The organism is Kamptonema formosum PCC 6407, from assembly GCF_000332155.1.
Lineage (GTDB): Bacteria > Cyanobacteriota > Cyanobacteriia > Cyanobacteriales > Microcoleaceae > Kamptonema > Kamptonema formosum.
The window spans coordinates 2,615,471-2,632,504 of sequence record NZ_KB235903.1 but is presented as its reverse complement, the minus strand read 5'-3'; the positions used below and the strand labels follow the sequence as shown (position 1 = coordinate 2,632,504).

17 protein-coding genes and 1 riboswitch are annotated in these 17,034 nt (G+C 42.2%); of the genes, 2 read left to right on the top strand and 15 right to left on the bottom strand.

The features are described 5' to 3' along the window. Positions 1 to 148: 148 nt before the first annotated feature. The 6 genes from uraD to hpxO form a co-directional block, all read right to left on the bottom strand. Positions 149 to 649, bottom strand: coding sequence for a 2-oxo-4-hydroxy-4-carboxy-5-ureidoimidazoline decarboxylase (gene uraD / locus OSCIL6407_RS0116535; RefSeq protein WP_007357842.1), 501 nt, complete (start codon positions 647 to 649; stop codon positions 149 to 151). A gap of 27 nt (positions 650 to 676) precedes the next feature. After that, the gene (locus tag OSCIL6407_RS0116530) at positions 677 to 1,276 is read right to left on the bottom strand and encodes a hypothetical protein (RefSeq protein ID WP_007357841.1); all 600 of its coding nucleotides are present in this window, start codon (positions 1,274 to 1,276) and stop codon (positions 677 to 679) included. Positions 1,277 to 1,420: 144 nt separating this feature from the next. Then, entirely contained in the window at positions 1,421 to 2,779 is a 1,359-nt protein-coding gene (locus OSCIL6407_RS0116525) for an 8-oxoguanine deaminase (RefSeq protein ID WP_007357839.1), read from the bottom strand. A gap of 179 nt (positions 2,780 to 2,958) precedes the next feature. Next, complete coding sequence (locus tag OSCIL6407_RS0116520; RefSeq protein ID WP_007357838.1) at positions 2,959 to 3,972, bottom strand: aromatic ring-hydroxylating dioxygenase subunit alpha; 1,014 nt, start codon at positions 3,970 to 3,972, stop codon at positions 2,959 to 2,961. A gap of 34 nt (positions 3,973 to 4,006) precedes the next feature. Further along, the gene (gene uraH, locus OSCIL6407_RS0116515) at positions 4,007 to 4,369 is read right to left on the bottom strand and encodes a hydroxyisourate hydrolase (protein ID WP_007357837.1); all 363 of its coding nucleotides are present in this window, start codon (positions 4,367 to 4,369) and stop codon (positions 4,007 to 4,009) included. Between the two features lie 198 nt (positions 4,370 to 4,567). Further along, positions 4,568 to 5,728 carry an FAD-dependent urate hydroxylase HpxO gene (hpxO, locus tag OSCIL6407_RS0116510; protein WP_007357836.1) on the bottom strand — a complete coding sequence of 387 codons (1,161 nt, stop codon included), beginning with the start codon at positions 5,726 to 5,728 and terminating at the stop codon, positions 4,568 to 4,570. A gap of 72 nt (positions 5,729 to 5,800) precedes the next feature. Then, positions 5,801 to 5,884, top strand: a riboswitch (Glutamine riboswitch). Between the two features lie 33 nt (positions 5,885 to 5,917). On the opposite strand from hpxO, the gene OSCIL6407_RS0116505 reads away from it, so the two are divergent. Next, positions 5,918 to 6,199, top strand: a complete 282-nt coding sequence (locus OSCIL6407_RS0116505; RefSeq protein WP_007357835.1) for a hypothetical protein — start codon at positions 5,918 to 5,920, stop codon at positions 6,197 to 6,199. Between the two features lie 113 nt (positions 6,200 to 6,312). Here the strand turns inward: OSCIL6407_RS0116505 and OSCIL6407_RS0116500 are convergent, their stop codons facing one another. The 9 genes from OSCIL6407_RS0116500 to OSCIL6407_RS0116460 all read right to left on the bottom strand — a co-directional run bounded on the left by OSCIL6407_RS0116500 (position 6,313) and on the right by OSCIL6407_RS0116460 (position 15,187). Further along, positions 6,313 to 7,101 carry an amino acid ABC transporter ATP-binding protein gene (locus OSCIL6407_RS0116500; RefSeq protein WP_007357834.1) on the bottom strand — a complete coding sequence of 263 codons (789 nt, stop codon included), beginning with the start codon at positions 7,099 to 7,101 and terminating at the stop codon, positions 6,313 to 6,315. A gap of 78 nt (positions 7,102 to 7,179) precedes the next feature. Continuing rightward, a complete protein-coding gene (locus OSCIL6407_RS0116495) occupies positions 7,180 to 8,037 on the bottom strand; it encodes a transporter substrate-binding domain-containing protein (RefSeq protein ID WP_007357833.1) in 858 nt (285 codons plus the stop codon). A gap of 129 nt (positions 8,038 to 8,166) precedes the next feature. Then, a complete protein-coding gene (locus OSCIL6407_RS0116490) occupies positions 8,167 to 8,820 on the bottom strand; it encodes an amino acid ABC transporter permease (protein ID WP_007357832.1) in 654 nt (217 codons plus the stop codon). A 30-nt stretch (positions 8,821 to 8,850) separates the two neighbouring features. Then, complete coding sequence (locus OSCIL6407_RS0116485; protein ID WP_007357831.1) at positions 8,851 to 9,525, bottom strand: amino acid ABC transporter permease; 675 nt, start codon at positions 9,523 to 9,525, stop codon at positions 8,851 to 8,853. A gap of 171 nt (positions 9,526 to 9,696) precedes the next feature. Beyond that, positions 9,697 to 10,512 (bottom strand): ABC transporter permease, encoded by an 816-nt coding sequence (locus OSCIL6407_RS0116480; protein ID WP_007357830.1) that lies wholly within the window; start codon positions 10,510 to 10,512, stop codon positions 9,697 to 9,699. A 36-nt stretch (positions 10,513 to 10,548) separates the two neighbouring features. Further along, positions 10,549 to 11,454, bottom strand: a complete 906-nt coding sequence (locus tag OSCIL6407_RS0116475) for an ABC transporter permease (RefSeq protein ID WP_007357829.1) — start codon at positions 11,452 to 11,454, stop codon at positions 10,549 to 10,551. 133 nt (positions 11,455 to 11,587) lie between these two features. Next, positions 11,588 to 12,910 carry an ABC transporter substrate-binding protein gene (locus OSCIL6407_RS0116470; RefSeq protein WP_007357828.1) on the bottom strand — a complete coding sequence of 441 codons (1,323 nt, stop codon included), beginning with the start codon at positions 12,908 to 12,910 and terminating at the stop codon, positions 11,588 to 11,590. A gap of 39 nt (positions 12,911 to 12,949) precedes the next feature. Next, positions 12,950 to 14,146, bottom strand: coding sequence for an ABC transporter ATP-binding protein (locus OSCIL6407_RS0116465; RefSeq protein ID WP_234708819.1), 1,197 nt, complete (start codon positions 14,144 to 14,146; stop codon positions 12,950 to 12,952). A 249-nt stretch (positions 14,147 to 14,395) separates the two neighbouring features. Next, positions 14,396 to 15,187, bottom strand: coding sequence for an aspartate/glutamate racemase family protein (locus OSCIL6407_RS0116460; RefSeq protein WP_324603611.1), 792 nt, complete (start codon positions 15,185 to 15,187; stop codon positions 14,396 to 14,398). Positions 15,188 to 15,544: 357 nt separating this feature from the next. Between OSCIL6407_RS0116460 and OSCIL6407_RS30815 the strand changes: the two genes are divergently transcribed. Then, positions 15,545 to 17,023, top strand: coding sequence for an alanine/glycine:cation symporter family protein (locus OSCIL6407_RS30815; RefSeq protein WP_007353273.1), 1,479 nt, complete (start codon positions 15,545 to 15,547; stop codon positions 17,021 to 17,023). Positions 17,024 to 17,034: the final 11 nt, after the last annotated feature.

Genomic DNA, 17,034 nt, shown 5'->3' with positions numbered 1-17,034 from the left:
TTTTTTGCTACCTCTATTGCTGTATACAGGATACATCTTATCATATCACGAGGAGAATAGATAGCCTAACGCCGCCCTCTGGGCGGTATCTTTACCGCCCAGAGGGCGGCGTTACGTAAGTAATTAAAAGTATCCAATCAAGGATTAGCTATTGATGGAGAAGGTCAAATAAACGAAACTGGGCAATTTGGTTGATTTGTGCGATCGCCTCTTGCATTTCCACATCCGCTGAATTTTGCAAACGACGCTCAAACGCTTCGAGGATAGTCGTTTTGCGATGGTTCCTGACTGCAACAATAAAGGGAAAACCGAATCGATCCTTGTATGCTTGGTTGAATGCTTGAAAGCGATCGTATTCTTCTGGAGTCAGCCGATCCAACTCAACACCAGCCTGTTCTTTTACAGAAGCTTCCGCCATTTTAGCTTTACTTCCGAGATCGGGATGAGCTTGAATTAACGCTAGTTGTTCCTCCCGACTCATGGCATTTACCACAGCAATCATCTGCTGATACAGATGGGTAACATGAGTAAAGGGGCGTTGATACCAAGTTTGGTGCGCGATCGCAGGCGTATGTTCAAACACCGCACCTAACGCTGTAACAAACTCGTCTTGGCTCATCTGATTTAACTCAGCAATTGTATAAAACATATCCTACTAATTATTCAAAATAAAGTGTCACCCTTCCCTCACCATCCACACCAAAAAACCCAAAATTTGCTCAATCGGTAGCAGCGGGTAATCAACCAGATCGACAGTAACGACTGCTTTTTCAAGCTTGAGAAATCGCCACTGAGTCCCACTACTGATGCAGCCATAAACGGTGGGAATTGAGTTTTCTGCTACTTCATTAAAGCGCTGCGCTGCGAGCATTTCTGCAACACACTGCCCTAATCCCTCATTCAAATCAGCTTTTTTGGCTTCAACAACCACAATTACAGGCGCTTCAATAATCAATTGCTCTGACGAGCGACCGATCAAAAAATCCACATAACCAGTCAAGTCAAGAATTGGATCTACACTGAATTCTCGACCGGAAAATAAGCTAATTTTACGGTCAAAAATACGGCGCACTTCTTGAAGAACTGGATAAATAATCGCTTCCGATCTAGCTTTCTCAGAACCAACCGCAATTGTCCAAGTTAAGTCTTCTAGCTCGCTGACTAGCCTGGAACTGGGAGTGATTGGTTTAATAGATGGGAAAAACTGCTCTCCTTCTACAATAGTTAACTTAAAGTCTTTCTTGACTTTTGTAAGTGTAAATTGGCTGTAAGGCATTCAAAACTCCTAACATATCGTGTAGTCTCTTAACTAAGACAGGACTTACACATTGTAACGGTATAACAATGGTTTGGAATTGCTTCGGAAGCCTCGCAATGACAGACAACAGTAGTAAGTGCATAAGTCCTGTGAGAAATAATATCAAGCTACCAATTGATGAGCAATGCGATTAGTTTTCTCCACCAAAGTTTCTAATTCAACCGTAGTTAGCCGTCCGCGATCGACCACTTTTTTACCATTAATAAAACTATAATCCACAGAATTTACCTGACAGAAAATCAACGCCGCTACCAAATCGTGATGAGCTCCAGCAAACTGCGGACGATCGATATTAATAGCAATAAAATCAGCAGACATCCCAGGCGCAAGATAGCCAATATCATCTCTACCTAAAACCTTAGCACCGCCAATTGTTGCTACTTCTAATATCTCACGAGCAGTCATAATCGAAGCATCGCAACTACCAACGCGAGCTAGGAGAAAAGCCGTGCGTGCTTCCTGTAATAAATTACCAGCATCATTAGAAGCAGAACCATCCACGCCTAACCCCACCGGCACTTTATTATCTAGCATTTTACGGAGCGGAGCAATCCCACTAGCAAGACGCATATTACTACAAGGACAATGAGCAACACCAGTCCCTGTTTTACCAAATTTCAAAATAGATTCATCGCTTAATTGTACGCAATGAGCGTGCCAAACATCCTCACCTAACCAACCAACTGACTCTGCATAATCGCCAGGAATCATGCCGAAATTTTCCAAACTATAAGTAACATCAGCCTTATTTTCTGCTAAATGCGTATGTAGCCTCACTCCCTGATAAGAACGTGCCATTGCTGCGGACTCCCGCATCAAGTCTTGGGAAACAGAAAAAGGCGAACAAGGTGCAAGAGTAATCCGTAGCATAGCATGACGAGAATTATCATGATATTGCTCAATTAACCGCTGAGAATCTTTGAGAATATCTGGTTCTTTTTCTACTAAAGCATCGGGTGGTAATCCGCCTAAACTCTCACCCACACTCATACTGCCTCGGCTGGCATGAAACCGCATTCCAATCTCTTGAATCCCGCGAATTTCATCATCCAAAGTGGAATCATTCGGATAGATATAGAGGTGATCGCTAGCAGTTGTACAGCCAGACAAAATTAATTCTGCGGCTGCCATTTGAGCGCTGATATAAATCGCCTCTGCTGTCAGATTTGCCCAAATGGGGTAAAGATTTGTCAGCCAGTTAAATAAGTCGCAATTTTGCGATTTTGGGATGACCCGCGTTAGAGTTTGACAGAAGTGGTGATGAGTATTCACTAAACCGGGAAGTACGATATATCTTCCTTGTAAATCTAAAACTTCATCGGCTGTTTGCGATAGTTCTTGAGAGGTTCCTACTTGCTCAATTACGTTGTCTCGAATAAAGATAGCACCACTGCGAATTTCTCTTCGCGTCGCATCCATTGTGATAAGAGTATGGATATTTTTGACGAGTAAAGTTGTCATTTGAGGTTGGTAGGTTGAATGAAATAACAGGACTAAAGCTCCTGTAACACTTAAATCAGCTTGTCAGGTGCGTCAGACTTTCATTATAGTATACAATAGAGGTTTTAGCCTCTGACGCACCCTACTAATAGTGACTAAAGTCAGTTAACAGTTAACAGTTAACAGTTAACAGTTAACAGTTAACAGTTAACAGTTTGTTCGCGTTCACCCTGCGCTTTTAAAAAAGCTGCTACTTTCTTGCGGATGATAATACCTGGCTTATCGGTGAGCATATGTTGCTCTTTATTTAGTTCCAATGGTATATCATAGTCTGTGCTTTCCAGAATGCGTTTATCTTCTAAAGTTACAGCGCGATCGAAGGCAATAATATCGCTGCTTTTAGTGTCGGCTTCTGTATCATTCCGCAGACAAAATTGTACCATTTGAGAACTCGAATCATTAATCGGAGTCATCGTATTAACGATAATATGAACCAGTCCGTTAGGGTAGGCAATTTTCAATTTAACTGTAAACGGCATGAACCAAACTCCGTCTATAGTTCGGACTGTTTTTTCTTCCTCCATTTTGAGATTGTCCTGCTGTTCTTTGGGATTAGTTACTCCCAAAGTGCTGCGATAGTGCAGTTCCCATTCTTTCTCTTGGAACTCCATAGAATCTGGAGTAAGATGATCTTCACTGCCAAAGGTTGTTGTATGGACAAAGGTAGGATGAGCCATATCTAATTCGTTTTCCATGACTCGCAAACCTGCACAATTCCAGGTTTCGTAAAATTCGTGAATTTGGCGATAGTCTGGATCGAAAGCTTCAGTAATATTCGGAATATCTATCAAGGGTTCTCCTAGACATACCCAAGCATAGCCATAGCGCTCAACACAGGGATAAGCTTTGACTTTGTAGCTTGAAGAAATAGTCCCTTCACTGATTTGTGGAACGTGGACGCACTCTCCGCAGGGGTTGAAAGTCCAGCCATGATAAGCACAGCAAATATTGCCATTAACGACTTTTCCTAGAGACAGTTTGGCAGTGCGATGACAGCATTTATCTTCTACGGCGGCGGGTTTTCCTTCTGCTGTTAACCAGAGAACTATTGGCTGACTTAATAATTCAAAGGGTACGGGTCGATCGGATAACTCTGTCATGGGAATGACAGGATACCAAAAACGTTTGAAGGCTGGTTGTTTTGTGACTAACATAGTGACTCCTAATTAGTGATAATAACAAACTTTTTCAGCTACCTCGATAGGTGCTATAAGACCAAGGGGAGACGAGCAAAGGGACGTGATAATGTATTGTAGTATCGGCGATACCAAACTGAATTGGCACGCGATCTAAAAAGGGTGGTTGGGTGGCGATCGCACTTTCTTTAGCAAAATAATCTCCGACTGCAAATACAAGTTCGTAAACGCCAATTTTTAGTTCATCTTCTGCTAGCAAAGGAGCATCTGTACGCCCATCAATATTGGTAGATATTGTTTTCAACAGTATCTTTTCTCCTGATTGGATATTGATAGTCCAGAGTTCTACAATCATATTAGCTGCTGGACATCCTTGAGCTGTATTTAATACATGAGTTGTCAGTTTACCTGTCATAAATTATAGCCGAAGGAAGAAGGAAGAAGGAAGAAGGAAGAAGGAAGAAGGAAGAAGGAAGAGGGAAGAAGGAAGAAGGAAGAAAGAAAATACAATTAATTAGACCTCTTGCAAAAGCTCATCAACCTCATTAGTCCGCGTAGGCGGACTTTGTTTTTGTAGCCGCGATTTCAATCGCCAGATATTTTTGCTGTCATGTCAATGCAGAGGCCCTGCCATAATCACTTTAGAAATAGCACCAGTCACCTCTAAAGGGCTTTCATGTGCTAGCTGTTGATACCATTTTTCGGTAATTTCTGGTTCTTTTCCATGAATCATTTCTGCACGCTTACGAGCTTTCATAACTACTGCATTTGCGCGTTCTTTTCGTTCTGCTTCGTAGCGTTTGAGAGCATATTCAACTCCTAAATTTGTTGTTAGTAAATATTGAGTTAAAACCAATCCATCTTCCATTGCTTGACAACCACCTTGCCCTAAATCTGGACAAGTTGCGTGTACGGAATCTCCTAATAACGCCACTCTACCGCGAACAAATCGATCGAGCGGGCCCACATCATTGATTTCTGGGCGACTGGTTTTCATGGGATCGATCCGTTTAATTAGGGTTTGTACTGGTTGCGCCCAACCTTTAAAATATTCGGCTAATTCAGCTCGATAATTCTGCGGTTCAGACGGTGTACCTTTTGGTAGGGGTACATCGAAGAAGAAGTATAGTCTATTGCCAGCTACAGGCATCAGCGAAGCTCGTTTATATTCGCCAACATAGACAACCCAAGTATTTTTAGGGGCTAAATCTTCACTCGTTTCTACTAATCCATTCCAGTTGATATAACCGCCATATTGAGGATGAATTTCCTCTCCCAATACATACTTTCTTAAGGTTGAGTGAATCCCATCTGCTGCAATTACCAAATCCCCCGTTGCGCGATGTCCATTTTCAAAAATTGCAGTCACGCTATTTTCACTTTCCTCAACTCCAATGCACTTGGAATTTAGCTTAACTTCTCCTTCGTAAGCTTCTAACAACATTTTTTGCAAATCTGCGCGGGCAACAGGATAGGGGCGCTGTCCAACTTCTTCTATTAATGGTTGCAAATCAATATCATTTAGCAGTTCACCCGTCAAACTGCGATACTGCATCTTATTCATAATTCCGCCAATTGCGGCCATTTTTTCACCCAAACCCAGCCGATTAAGAACTTTTACGCCGTTTGACCATAGGGAAATTCCGGCCCCGGCGGGGCGCAGTTCCTTGACTCTATCGTAAATTTCGACCTCGTAGCCAGCTTGTCGCAAAGCTATACCTGCGGTCAAGCCGCCGATGCCGGCACCGATGATGATAATTTTCAGGCTGTGCATATTCTTCCTCGCTAGATGGAAAAAAGTTGACAAACTTTAGAAAAAGTGTCCTATAATACAGATATAAATCTAATCGTTCATCTCTGTGTGGACTCAGGTTGTTGACCGAGGGGCAATAGAGACGGAAGTAGGGAATGTAGCCCGAAGGAACGCGCCTCGACCAAATATAGCAATTGAGAGGCAAGTCCTATGCAATTTATACATCGCAACATCACAAATAAAAGTCAGTGGCAAACTTACAAAGAATTAGAGTTAATTCCTGACTCAGTATCCTATTCTGAAGCTAGCAAAGTCACCTTTGCCTTCGGACTAGATCGAGTTTGGCGGCTACTAATTATTGCTCTCACTCAAGAACTGGTAGAGGAGCAACAAGTTGAGTATTTAGAACGGTGTTTGGCAGTGAATAATTTTGATGTGGATAGTCATAAAGGTGCTAAGACTTTGCAGAAACTTTGGACGCTGATGAATTAATTTCTTTAATTATCTTTTGGGAGCAGATTCATAACAGTATCAGCGATTACTATTATTAGTAGATATGCTCCAAATAACGTGCTACTCCTTTTGGGATTAATAGAAAATCTAGTCTAATGCAAAATCTGTGCTAGAAATTGCTTAGTTCTTTCGTGCTTGGGATTGTTAAAAAAGTCTTGGGGGGTGGCTTCTTCGACAATCAAACCTTCGGCCATAAACACGATGCGATCGGCAACTTCACGAGCAAAACCTACTTCGTGGGTTACGCAAACCATTGTGATGCCGGTGCTAGCGAGCGATCGCATCACATCCAGTACCTCCCGCACCATCTCCGGGTCAAGTGCAGACGTTGGTTCATCGAATAACATGATCTTCGGTTGCATGGCTAAAGCACGCGCGATCGCCACCCGTTGCTGCTGTCCCCCAGAAAGTTGACCGGGGAATTTATGCGCTTGACTCAAAATTCCCACTCGCTCTAATAATTCTGAGGCAATTTCTCTCGCTTTTGCTTTGTTCCAACCGCGTACCTCAACTGGTGCAAGTTGCACATTTTCTAACACCGTTAGGTGAGGAAATAAATTGAATTGTTGAAAAACCATTCCCACTTCGCGGCGAATTGCTTCAATATTTTTCAAGTTGTGAGTTAGCTTGATGCCATCAATTTCAATGCTCCCTTTTTGATAATCTTCTAAAGCATTAAACGTGCGGATAAAGGTAGATTTACCCGAACCTGACGGCCCCATAATTACAACGACTTCCCCTTGATTTACGGTGAGGCTAACGCCGCGTAAAACATGAAAATTATTGCTGTACCACTTCTCGACATCCTTAGCAGTAATCATCGCTTCTGCTTTGTTCAATGTCGGCTCGATGGAAGTTGAGAGGGGTTGAGATTGTGTCATTTTTTTATTCCTAATTTAGTAGCGATTCTTGTTGATTTGTTCTCAGTCTGTGCCTACAAATTCTCCCTAGCTTAGTCCTTAAAAAGTAGGTAGTTGCAGTGGCTCACCAAACCATTTCTTAGATAGTTCGCTCAAATCGCCTGAGAGTCGCTTATTGGTGACAAATACGTTCACCCATTGCAGCAAATCTAAATCGCCTCGACGCACGCCGATGTAGCAAGGTGAATTTTTCATCACGAACTTGTTTTCAATCTTTTTATCGGGATTATCTTTGCTGATTTTGTTGGCGATCGTATTACCTGTTGCCATCAGTTCAATTTGTCCAGCTAAGAGCGCTGAAGCGGTGGTGCTATTGTCTTCAAAGCGCTTAATTTGTATGTCTTTGGGAGCGCGTTTAGCTAATTCAATGTCTTCTAAAGATCCTTGCGTAACTCCTACAGTCTTACCTGATAAATCGGTATAAGATGAGGCGTTAATACCGGGAAAACCGTAAATACCAGAATAGAAAGGAGCGTAAGCAATAGAAAAGTAAATCGATTTAGCTCGCTCAGGAGTTGCACCTAAACTAGAAATTACCAAATCTACGCGATCGCTTTGCAAGTAAGGAATTCGGTTGGTACTGGTGACGGGAACTAATTCTAATTTCACTTCTAAGGATTCTGCAAGCATCTTTGCAACATCAATATCGTAGCCTTGAGGCTGCATATCTGTACCCACAGATCCAAAAGGTGGAGAATCTTGAGGAACGGCAATTCTCACTTTACCAGCACTGATAATTTTATCGAGTGTGGAAGTTCCTGGTGCCGTACTTTGACTGGGTGCTGCGGCTACTGCTTGACTGCTTGTAACGTCGCCAGCAACAGGTTTAGATGTGATAGAACTGCCGCTAGAACAAGAGGCGATGCTGAAGATTACAACCAAACTAACTGCTAACATTGTTAGTGGTTTTGTTAATAATCTTGGCAATGAAAATCGGATATTTAGGCGCTTGAAAAGTCTGTAAAACATGATTTTCTCCTGATGATTTGTGTAGAAAAATTAAGAAATCAAGTGTGCATAAATCCCTTAGTATTTGTAAGCAAACTTCTGTTCTAAGTGCTTGCTCCAAAGGGATAGCGGAAAACACAAACAGAAATAAATTACAGCCGCTATTGTAAACACTAAGAAGGGTTTGAAAGTGACATTACTAATAGCCGTAGCCGAGCGAGTTAATTCTACAAAGCCGATAACAGATGCTAAAGATGTGCCTTTAATTACCTGCACGGCAAAGCCTACAGTGGGGGGAATTGACATCTTAATTGCTTGCGGCAAAATGATGCGTTGAAGCTGTTTAAAGTAATTCAATCCCAAGGCTGTAGAGGCTTCCCATTGTCCTTTCGGAATGGCTGCAACTGAACCTCGCCATATCTCAGCTAAAAAAGCACTTGTGTAAGTTGTCAGTGCGATCGCGGCCGCTATCCAAGGAGATAAATTGAGGTTAAAAATCACAGACAATCCGAAGAATGTCAGGAACAGTTGCATCAGCAGCGGGGTTCCTTGAAAAAACTCAACATAAATTAAGCTGAGATACTTGATAATTTTGTTAGGTGAAATTCGCATTAGCATGACTAGAAATCCTACAATTCCGCCGCCGATAAAAGCAATTGCTGAAAGGGCAATTGTCCATCTAGTTGCTAGCAGTAAATTGCTCAAGATATTCGACAGGGTAAACTCTTGCATAATCGAAACTTAGTAAAAGATAGTAACCAGTTAGCGAGTGTATTGCATGAAGGCGAAAAACTTTTTCTGGATCAGAAAGGCAATAGCTTTAATTGCCCAGATTATCCCCACATAGATTAGAGTAATCGTCAAGTAAATTTCAAAGCTCCGGAAGGTACGGGATTGCAAATAATTACCTACAAAGGTCAATTCTTCCGCTGAAATTTGAGAGACAACACTGGTGAATAAAATTGCAATCACAATTTGGCTAACCAAAGATGGATAAACATTACCTAAAGCTGGGATGAGGATAATGTGTCTGAAAATCTGTAGTTTTTTGAATCCTAGCGCTAATCCCGCTTCAATTTGTCCCTTACGGATGCTTTCAATTCCAGCACGAATGATCTCAGTAGAATAGGCTCCAAAATTAATCGCTAGTGCTAGTACCGCTGCTTGCCAAGAAGTTAATTTAATTCCTAAACTTGGCAAGCCAAAGAAGAAAAAGAACAGTTGAATCAGAAAAGGCGTATTGCGAAGAAATTCCACATAAGCTACAGCAATGCCATTAAATACAGCATTTCCAGAAGTTCTTCCCATTGCGCCAATTGTTCCTAGCACTAACCCGCCAGCAATGGACACAATAGCGAGTTGAAATGTTAAAAAAACACCTTGGATTAAAAAGCCTGCATTATTCCAAACCACTGAAAATTCAGGTCTATAGCTCATGGTTTTCTACGTAATAGAGTTTGAACTGACACTAAATCCGGCTTAAATACCTCTTGATCTTTGAGTCCGCGCAGGCGGACTTCGTTTGTGTAGTAGCGGTTTCAACCGCCCAATTCGGTTCGCCCCAATTTGTTTCGCCCAATTTGTTTCGCCCAATTTGGTGATGATTTCCTACTGTGACTGACGACGAGACAAGAACTGAATGCCAGCAAAAGCTAATGCAATTAATCCAAAGGAAAAAAGCGTTGTCATCGTTCCTAAAGCGTAAATTGCAGGAGTTGTCACGTTCGTTGTCATCCCAAAAATTTCTAGCGGTAGGGTATTCTTTTCCCCGGAAATTAACGAAGTGCGCGTAAATTCATCGTAGGAGAGGGTAAACCCAAACAAACCTACTCCAATCAAACTAGATGCAATTAACGGCAGCAAAACTTCTGAAAATGTCTGGATTTCGCTGGCTCCCATATCTCGTGCTGCTTCTTCATAGCTAGGATTAAAGCGATTGAATACTCCCACCATAATTAAGAAAGCAAAAGGTAATGTCCAGGTCAGATGTCCCGCCAGCGCTGATGAATACCAAGTGGTATCTAAGCCAACGATATTAAAGACAATACCAATGCCTAAAGAGATGAGAATACTGGGAACAATCAGACTAGAAATTGTTAAGTAAAAAATCCAATTTGAACCCATGAATTTTTGCCGAAATGCCATGCCAGCTAATAGGCTAAAAATGACAGTAATTACCATCACCAGCAAACCTAAAGTAAAAGAACGACCAAAGGCACTGACAAAATCTCCTACACGCTGAGTGCCAAATACTGCTGACATCCAGTGAAAGCTGAAACCTCGCATGGGAAAGGTTAACTGTCCTTCTGGCCCTTGCAGAGAAAGTAGAAAGATAGCGGAAAATGGGCCGTATAAAAACAGAACAAATAATCCAAAAAAACCAGCTAATAGGTAATAAGAAAGAGGGCGTTTTGTCTTTTGCATTGTTTAACTCCATTTAGACAATTACAAAGGTTTATTTTAGAGTTCTTTGCGAATATCAACCGCTCGCAAAATGCCAAATACAATCAGTAATGTTACAGCGAGTAAAACGATCGCATTCGCAGCAGCCATCGGATATTGCAAACTACCAATGAGGGTTTTAATCAAATATCCAACAGAAGAAGTTTGTCCGCCACTCATTAGCCTGACAGTTGCAAATTCTCCCATAACTAATGTGACGACAAAAATTGAACCAATGGCAATTCCCGGCGATGATAAAGGAAAGATAATTTCCTTCTGAATTTGCCAAGCTGAGGCTCCTGCATCTTCTGCGGCCGCAATTAAAGAACGGTCAATTCGCATCATGCTATTAAAAGTTGGAGCTACCATATAGAGGGTATAAAGATGCACCATTGCTAGGAGTACGGCAAAGTCGGAAAACAAAAACATTTCTAGGGGTTGATCCGTTAAATGCAGACCCATTAGTAACCCATTCAAGATGCCTTCTCTTCCCAAAAAAGGAATCCAAGAAATCATCCGAATAATGTTAGATGTCAGAAAAGGAACTGTACAAACTAGGAACAAAATTGTTTGCCATTTCAAGCTTTTGATATGAAAAGCAAGAAAGTAGGCAACTGGATATGCAATCGCCAGAGTTAGCAACCAGACAATAGCTGCAAATTTGATGGTATTGACATAAGTTGATAGAAATACCTTCGAGGTAAAAATTGTCAGATAGTTGTTCAAAGTAAAAGTGGGAACCATTGTATAGCCATTAAACGTCCAAAAACTGACGATAAAAATGGCAATAATTGGCAACACTAAAAACAACAGAAAGACTAAAGTTTGAGGAGCAACTAGAAAATAAGGCTTGAACTTTTTCCAGTCAGTTACCTTGGTTTTAGCAGAATTGGTAGAGGTGGTTAATGGTTGGGTGATTGTCATGATTCAATCCGCAAGAGTAACAAAATACAGTAAATATTTCGCTCATTGAAAGAAACCGGGTTTCTAGAGATTTTTGGGTTTGGTGCTGAGAAATTTAGGAAGAAACCCGGTTTCTGGGTCTCATACTAAAACTTTAAGCAACTACAAATTCAATCCACTTTTGTAGGAGATATATCTGTTCCTTCATTACAGAATTCCAGCACACAACATTGCCCATTCTTTCTTTGAAAGAACCTCCATCTCGCACGGCTCCTTGAGACTCAATCTTTTTGCCAAAGGGGTCAATAATATCAGTAGCAGCAGGCTTTCCTTCATACCAAAAATCCCACTCTTCCGGCTTCATGTATTTCTTGGCATTTTCGGGAATTGCACTGTAATAACCCTGTCTTCCCAGAAAAGCACCTAGCCAACCTTCTAACATCCAATCGAGGTAAGCATAAGCAGCATCTAATTCCAGTCCTGAAAGATTTTTAGAGAGCCCAATTCCGCCTCCCCAGCCGCGATATCCTTCCTTTAAAGGGCCATAAACGCAGGGAACTCCTCTGGCTTTTACGGCTGTCACCGCAGGCGACCACATTGATTGCAGAACAACTTCTCCAGCCGACATCAAATTGACAGATTCATCAAAGCTTTTCCAGAAGGCTCGAAATTGTCTTTCTTTCTTTTGCTCGATCAAGATTTGCGTCACTTTATCGAGTTCTTCCCGCGTCATATTTCCTTTGTCGCCAAAGGTCATTAATCCCATTGCTTCAACGGCCATCGCTGCATCCATAATCCCAATAGAAGGGATATCTAGCAGTGCGGTTTTACCTTTATATTTGGTGTTGAATAAATCTGCCCAGGATTCAATTTTGCCACCAATTAAATCGGGGCGGTAGCCCAAAGTATCGGCATTGTATTGAAAAGGAATTAATGTTGCCCAATCAGTTGGCCCCTCAGCAAATTCTGTTGAATTTTGCCCTTTGACAAACATTACTTTCCGGGGTGCGCTACCTTGGGAGCTATTAACAGGAGCGCCTGGGTACAATTCTCCTGTGGTAAAGATAGGAACGAGTTTGTTAAATTCCTTGACTCGCTTAACATCAATTGGCTGCAAGCTTCCCGAAGGAAATACTAATGGTAAACCGAAGTATTCGCCGTCAAACATATCATATTGTTTGGGCTGAGTGATGGCGATTTGTACTGTTTCTTCGGTACTGAGGGCGCGGAGTTGAATTTTAAAACCTAAGTCTTTTTCGGCTTGCTCTTTGATGTCATTAATTTGCGCGGCTCCAGTGCCAATAAATCGCAGAGTAACATCTTTAAATTTATTGGTGAGCAGTGTCGGCCCTCTATTGGGAGTAGTTGAAAGGTTGGCAGTTTCAGAGACTTTATTCGCACCGCAATTTGTTGTGCTCAGAAATGTTCCTGCTGCCAGACCGACTTGAATAAATTTCCGTCGCGAAAGTCTAGCCATTGTTCTATTTTAGGTTTGAGATTTGGCTGGAAAGATAACTTAATGAGGCAGAAAAACGCAATCTTCTGCTGACCATCGCAGAGTAATCATTTGCCCTTCTTGTAAGGAATTATTCGCCCATTCATCGGTGGCAATTTTGTACAGGATTTCTTGACCTGTTTTTTCTGTCATTAAGGAAACGCGCGTTACATAACCTGTGAGTTCAACGGCAGTAATCCGAGCATCAATGTGATTAGCGTAGGGAGAAGGTTGGGGAGGAGGTGTTGATGAAAATGGTTCTAATTTTAGCAAGTCGGCTCGTACTGAACAAGCGGCTTGACTTCCTAATGGTGGTACTCCCTGACCTATGCAAAATATAGAACCCAATCCTTCGATATTGAGTTCCACCAATTCTTTGCCATTACTTTCTGGAACGCAGTGCAATACTTTACCTGTAAATAGGTTATTATCGCCCATAAATTTGGCAACGAATTGGGAAGCAGGAGTGCGGAACATATCCGCAGGACTGGCTACCTGTTCGATGTGACCTTGATTCATTACTACGATTTCATCGGAGAGGGAAAATGCTTCATCAACGCCGTGCGTTACTTGGATAAATGTCATGCCAAACTGTTTTTGAATCCGGCGTAGTTCGCTTCGCATTCGCAGGCGGAGGGTTTCATCTAAGGCGCTTAAAGGTTCATCGAGGAGGAGAACTTTGGGACGGGTTGCTAATGCTCTGGCTAGTGCGACTCGCTGTTGTTGTCCGCCGCTTAATTGAGCTGGTTTGCGTTCTCCAAGATGGCTTAATCCGATTAATTCGAGCATTTCTCCGACGCGATCGCGCCTTTCTGGTTGCGGTACATTCCGCATTTTTAAGCCGAATTCTACGTTTTCCCAGACGGTTTTGTGGGGAAAGAGGGCGTAATTTTGGAACATCATGGCAGTATCGCGTTTGGCGGGTGGCAGGTGGTTGACGCGCCGATCGCCTATTAATACTTCGCCACTGGTAGTATCTTCGTGTCCAGCTATCATCCGCAGGGTGGTGGTTTTGCCGCAACCGCTAGGGCCTAATAGACAGCAGTAGTAACCTGCGGGAATCTCTAAATTGAGGTTCTCGATCGCGACAAATGAGCCGTATTCTTTTCTGAGCGATCGCAAGCTTACTCCCTGAGCGCTGGAGGCTAATTCTTGCGCGATCGCGCTATTCCCATTGCTAATTTCGCTTTTTCTGGCTTGTTCGGTTCCGATATTCATGACACCCTCTCCGTCAAAAAGTAGGTTGTATTTGATGTCTGGCACCATTCTCATCAGGTGGGAGCGGGTTTATTTAACCTGTCTGTACTTTAATTAAACCTATTGGTAAACCGACCCCTACAGATTGTTGACAATGGTGGAAGAAATAACTTATATGCTGCATAACACTAGGCGATGAATTACTAGAAAAAAGTTATCAAAGATACCAATAGCCACTTTCTTTGTAAATTTTAAACATTCATCGTTTTTCTAAGATTTGGGAGCAAAATTCGAGAGCATTCCTGTATAAGATTTGGCGAGCGGATAGGCTAAATCACCTACTTTACTCGTACCCAAACCTAAACTAATCAGGACTTCTACAAACTTAACCGCAGCACTGACACCATCGATAACAGGTGCATCGATGTCTTGACTAATTTGGCGAACTAAATCAGTCATACCAGCACATCCCAAAATAATTGCCCCAGAACTATCTTCAATGAGAGCTTTTCGACACTCTTCTGTAATTATTTTTTGAGCTTGAGAGCCTGATTTTTCTAGTTCAAGGACTGATAATTCAGTACCGCGAATTCCTTGGCAAAAGCGAGTCATGCCGTAGTTTTCTACTAATTGTTTGGCAATGATCCGCGTGCGGTTCAAAGTTGTCACAATTGAAAATCCTGTGGCAATGAAACTAGCAGCGTGCATCGCCGCTTCTGCTATGCCTAAAACGGGGCCTCGTGCCAATTCGCGAGCCGCTAACAAACCTGGATCGCCAAAGCAAGCGATCGCATAACCATCAATACCCTCTGCTTCTCCTTTACGGATTTCATCTAAAATCCCTATCGCGCTGAGGGCTTCATCATAATGCCCCTCGATGGAAGCAGGCCCCATGACAGGATTGCAAGCAATAATTTCTGTGCTGGAGTTGGCTGCTGCTTGAGCTGCAATCCCGATTTTTCGGGTCATGCTAGCCGTCGTATTGGGATTTATGACTTTGATTTTCATGTCAATGGCGCGATCGCTCCTCCTGGATTTGCGGTGGGTGTATACTGCATACAATGTAAACTACAGGTCTGCTTAAAGGTTGTTTGTATCTAAAGTTACAAACAATCAAATTTCTGAAATTTAGTTATTTGTATCTAAAGTTACAGAAAATTAAATTTCTGAAAATTTTTTGTTATAACCTAGTTCTAGGGATGTTCTAGAGATGCGGGAGTTAAAACCCCCCTCTTATAGCCAAAGTCCTCATTTAGTGGACTGAAAAACTCATTAATCCTCTTTAGAGGACTTAAACTTTGAGGCAGGGGTTTTAACCCCTGACAGACTAAGGTTTTGACATTAACTCAACCCCAATAATCTTCTCCCTTCTTTCTTTTTCCTTCTTCCTTCTTCCTTCTTCCTTCTTCCTTATTACCAATGTCCTTATCCACAAAAATATTCACTGAATATGCACAATCATTGAGTGCCATCCTTGAGATCGTCGATAGTGTATTCAATCAGCTCGTCCATCAATTATCTCTCGTTATCTTTTTTAAAATTGGGGGCGAAAATGGTTTTCCTCTGATTATCTTGTGGCTGATTTGTGCAGCCACGTTTTTTACGATCCGCCTGGGTTTCCCCAATATTCGACTATTTAAACACGCAATTGACGTAGTAATAGGTAAATACGACGATCCTAACGAGGAAGGTGAAGTATCTCACTTTCAGGCCCTAGCAACTGCTATATCGGGAACAGTAGGATTAGGAAATATTGCAGGAGTAGCGATCGCAATTCAACTTGGCGGCCCTGGTGCATCCTTCTGGATGACATTAGCAGGATTTCTCGGCATGACTTCCAAATTTGTAGAATGCGGACTAGCAAATAAATATCGCGTCATAGAAGCCGATGGAACAGTTGAAGGCGGGCCGATGTACTATATCAAAAAAGGTTTTGCTGACAGAGGAATGGCTTCACTAGGACAAATTTTGTCTTATACCTTTGCCATCTTACTAATTCCTGCGAGCTTTTCAACTACTCTCTTCCAATCAAATCAAACCTATGCCGCTGTTGCACACATTATACCAGAGTTTCCTAACTGGTTATTTGGCATTATCTTTGCCACTGTCATCGGCTTTGTACTCATTGGTGGCATTACTAGGATTGCCACCATTACAGACAAACTCACTCCAGCTATGGCAATTATTTATACCATTGCTTGCGTGACAATTCTGATTAATAACTTCAGCCTGATTCCGGGTGCGATCGCCACAATCATCGGTTCAGCTTTTGACCTGCAGGCAGTCACCGGTGGCATCTTCGGTTCAATAGTCATCGGTATTCGGCGAAGTTGCTTTTCTAATGAGGCTGGACTAGGAACCGCTGCGATCGCTCATGCACCAGCTAAAACCAATGAACCCTTACGGGAAGGAATTGTTAGTTTACTTGAACCTTTCATTGACACCATAGTTGTTTGCAACCTGACAGCAATTACCATTGTCTCTACAGGTGTTTATGCTACAGTGCCAGAAGGTACATCAGGTATTGCCATCACTGCCGAAGCCTTCAGAACCATTGCTGATTGGTTCCCGACACTCTTAACTATTTGTGTGATACTTTTCGCGATTTCAACTGTAATTTCTTGGAGTTACTACGGCCAACAAGCCTGGATTTATATCTTTGGCAGACCAACTCTGATTATCTATCGCAGTATCTACGTTTTCTTTACATTTTTGAGTGCTATTGTCAGTGTGGGAGCTGTCGTTGAATTTGCTGATATGATGGTGCTAAGTATGGCAGTCCCTAACCTGATAGCTTGTTATCTCCTATCCAATGAAGTAGCTGCCGATCTGAAGGACTATCTACACCGGCTTAACTCTGGACAAATGCTCGCTTACGATCCTCAAAAATTTGTTTAATATTGTCAACT

What these genes read in the sequence shown, in the direction of transcription:
- OSCIL6407_RS0116485 (WP_007357831.1), bottom strand. Translation starts at nt 9,525, where the DNA reads ATGAGCTATAGACCTGAATTTTCAGTGGTTTGGAATAATGCAGGCTTT.
- OSCIL6407_RS0116525 (WP_007357839.1), bottom strand. Translation starts at nt 2,779, where the DNA reads ATGACAACTTTACTCGTCAAAAATATCCATACTCTTATCACAATGGAT.
- OSCIL6407_RS0116490 (WP_007357832.1), bottom strand. Translation starts at nt 8,820, where the DNA reads ATGCAAGAGTTTACCCTGTCGAATATCTTGAGCAATTTACTGCTAGCA.
- hpxO (WP_007357836.1), bottom strand. Translation starts at nt 5,728, where the DNA reads ATGCACAGCCTGAAAATTATCATCATCGGTGCCGGCATCGGCGGCTTG.
- OSCIL6407_RS0116495 (WP_007357833.1), bottom strand. Translation starts at nt 8,037, where the DNA reads ATGTTAGCAGTTAGTTTGGTTGTAATCTTCAGCATCGCCTCTTGTTCT.
- OSCIL6407_RS0116505 (WP_007357835.1), top strand. Translation starts at nt 5,918, where the DNA reads ATGCAATTTATACATCGCAACATCACAAATAAAAGTCAGTGGCAAACT.
- OSCIL6407_RS0116530 (WP_007357841.1), bottom strand. Translation starts at nt 1,276, where the DNA reads ATGCCTTACAGCCAATTTACACTTACAAAAGTCAAGAAAGACTTTAAG.
- OSCIL6407_RS0116500 (WP_007357834.1), bottom strand. Translation starts at nt 7,101, where the DNA reads ATGACACAATCTCAACCCCTCTCAACTTCCATCGAGCCGACATTGAAC.
- OSCIL6407_RS0116480 (WP_007357830.1), bottom strand. Translation starts at nt 10,512, where the DNA reads ATGCAAAAGACAAAACGCCCTCTTTCTTATTACCTATTAGCTGGTTTT.
- OSCIL6407_RS0116470 (WP_007357828.1), bottom strand. Translation starts at nt 12,910, where the DNA reads ATGGCTAGACTTTCGCGACGGAAATTTATTCAAGTCGGTCTGGCAGCA.
- OSCIL6407_RS0116520 (WP_007357838.1), bottom strand. Translation starts at nt 3,972, where the DNA reads ATGTTAGTCACAAAACAACCAGCCTTCAAACGTTTTTGGTATCCTGTC.
- OSCIL6407_RS30815 (WP_007353273.1), top strand. Translation starts at nt 15,545, where the DNA reads ATGTCCTTATCCACAAAAATATTCACTGAATATGCACAATCATTGAGT.
- uraD (WP_007357842.1), bottom strand. Translation starts at nt 649, where the DNA reads ATGTTTTATACAATTGCTGAGTTAAATCAGATGAGCCAAGACGAGTTT.
- OSCIL6407_RS0116475 (WP_007357829.1), bottom strand. Translation starts at nt 11,454, where the DNA reads ATGACAATCACCCAACCATTAACCACCTCTACCAATTCTGCTAAAACC.
- uraH (WP_007357837.1), bottom strand. Translation starts at nt 4,369, where the DNA reads ATGACAGGTAAACTGACAACTCATGTATTAAATACAGCTCAAGGATGT.
- OSCIL6407_RS0116465 (WP_234708819.1), bottom strand. Translation starts at nt 14,146, where the DNA reads ATGAATATCGGAACCGAACAAGCCAGAAAAAGCGAAATTAGCAATGGG.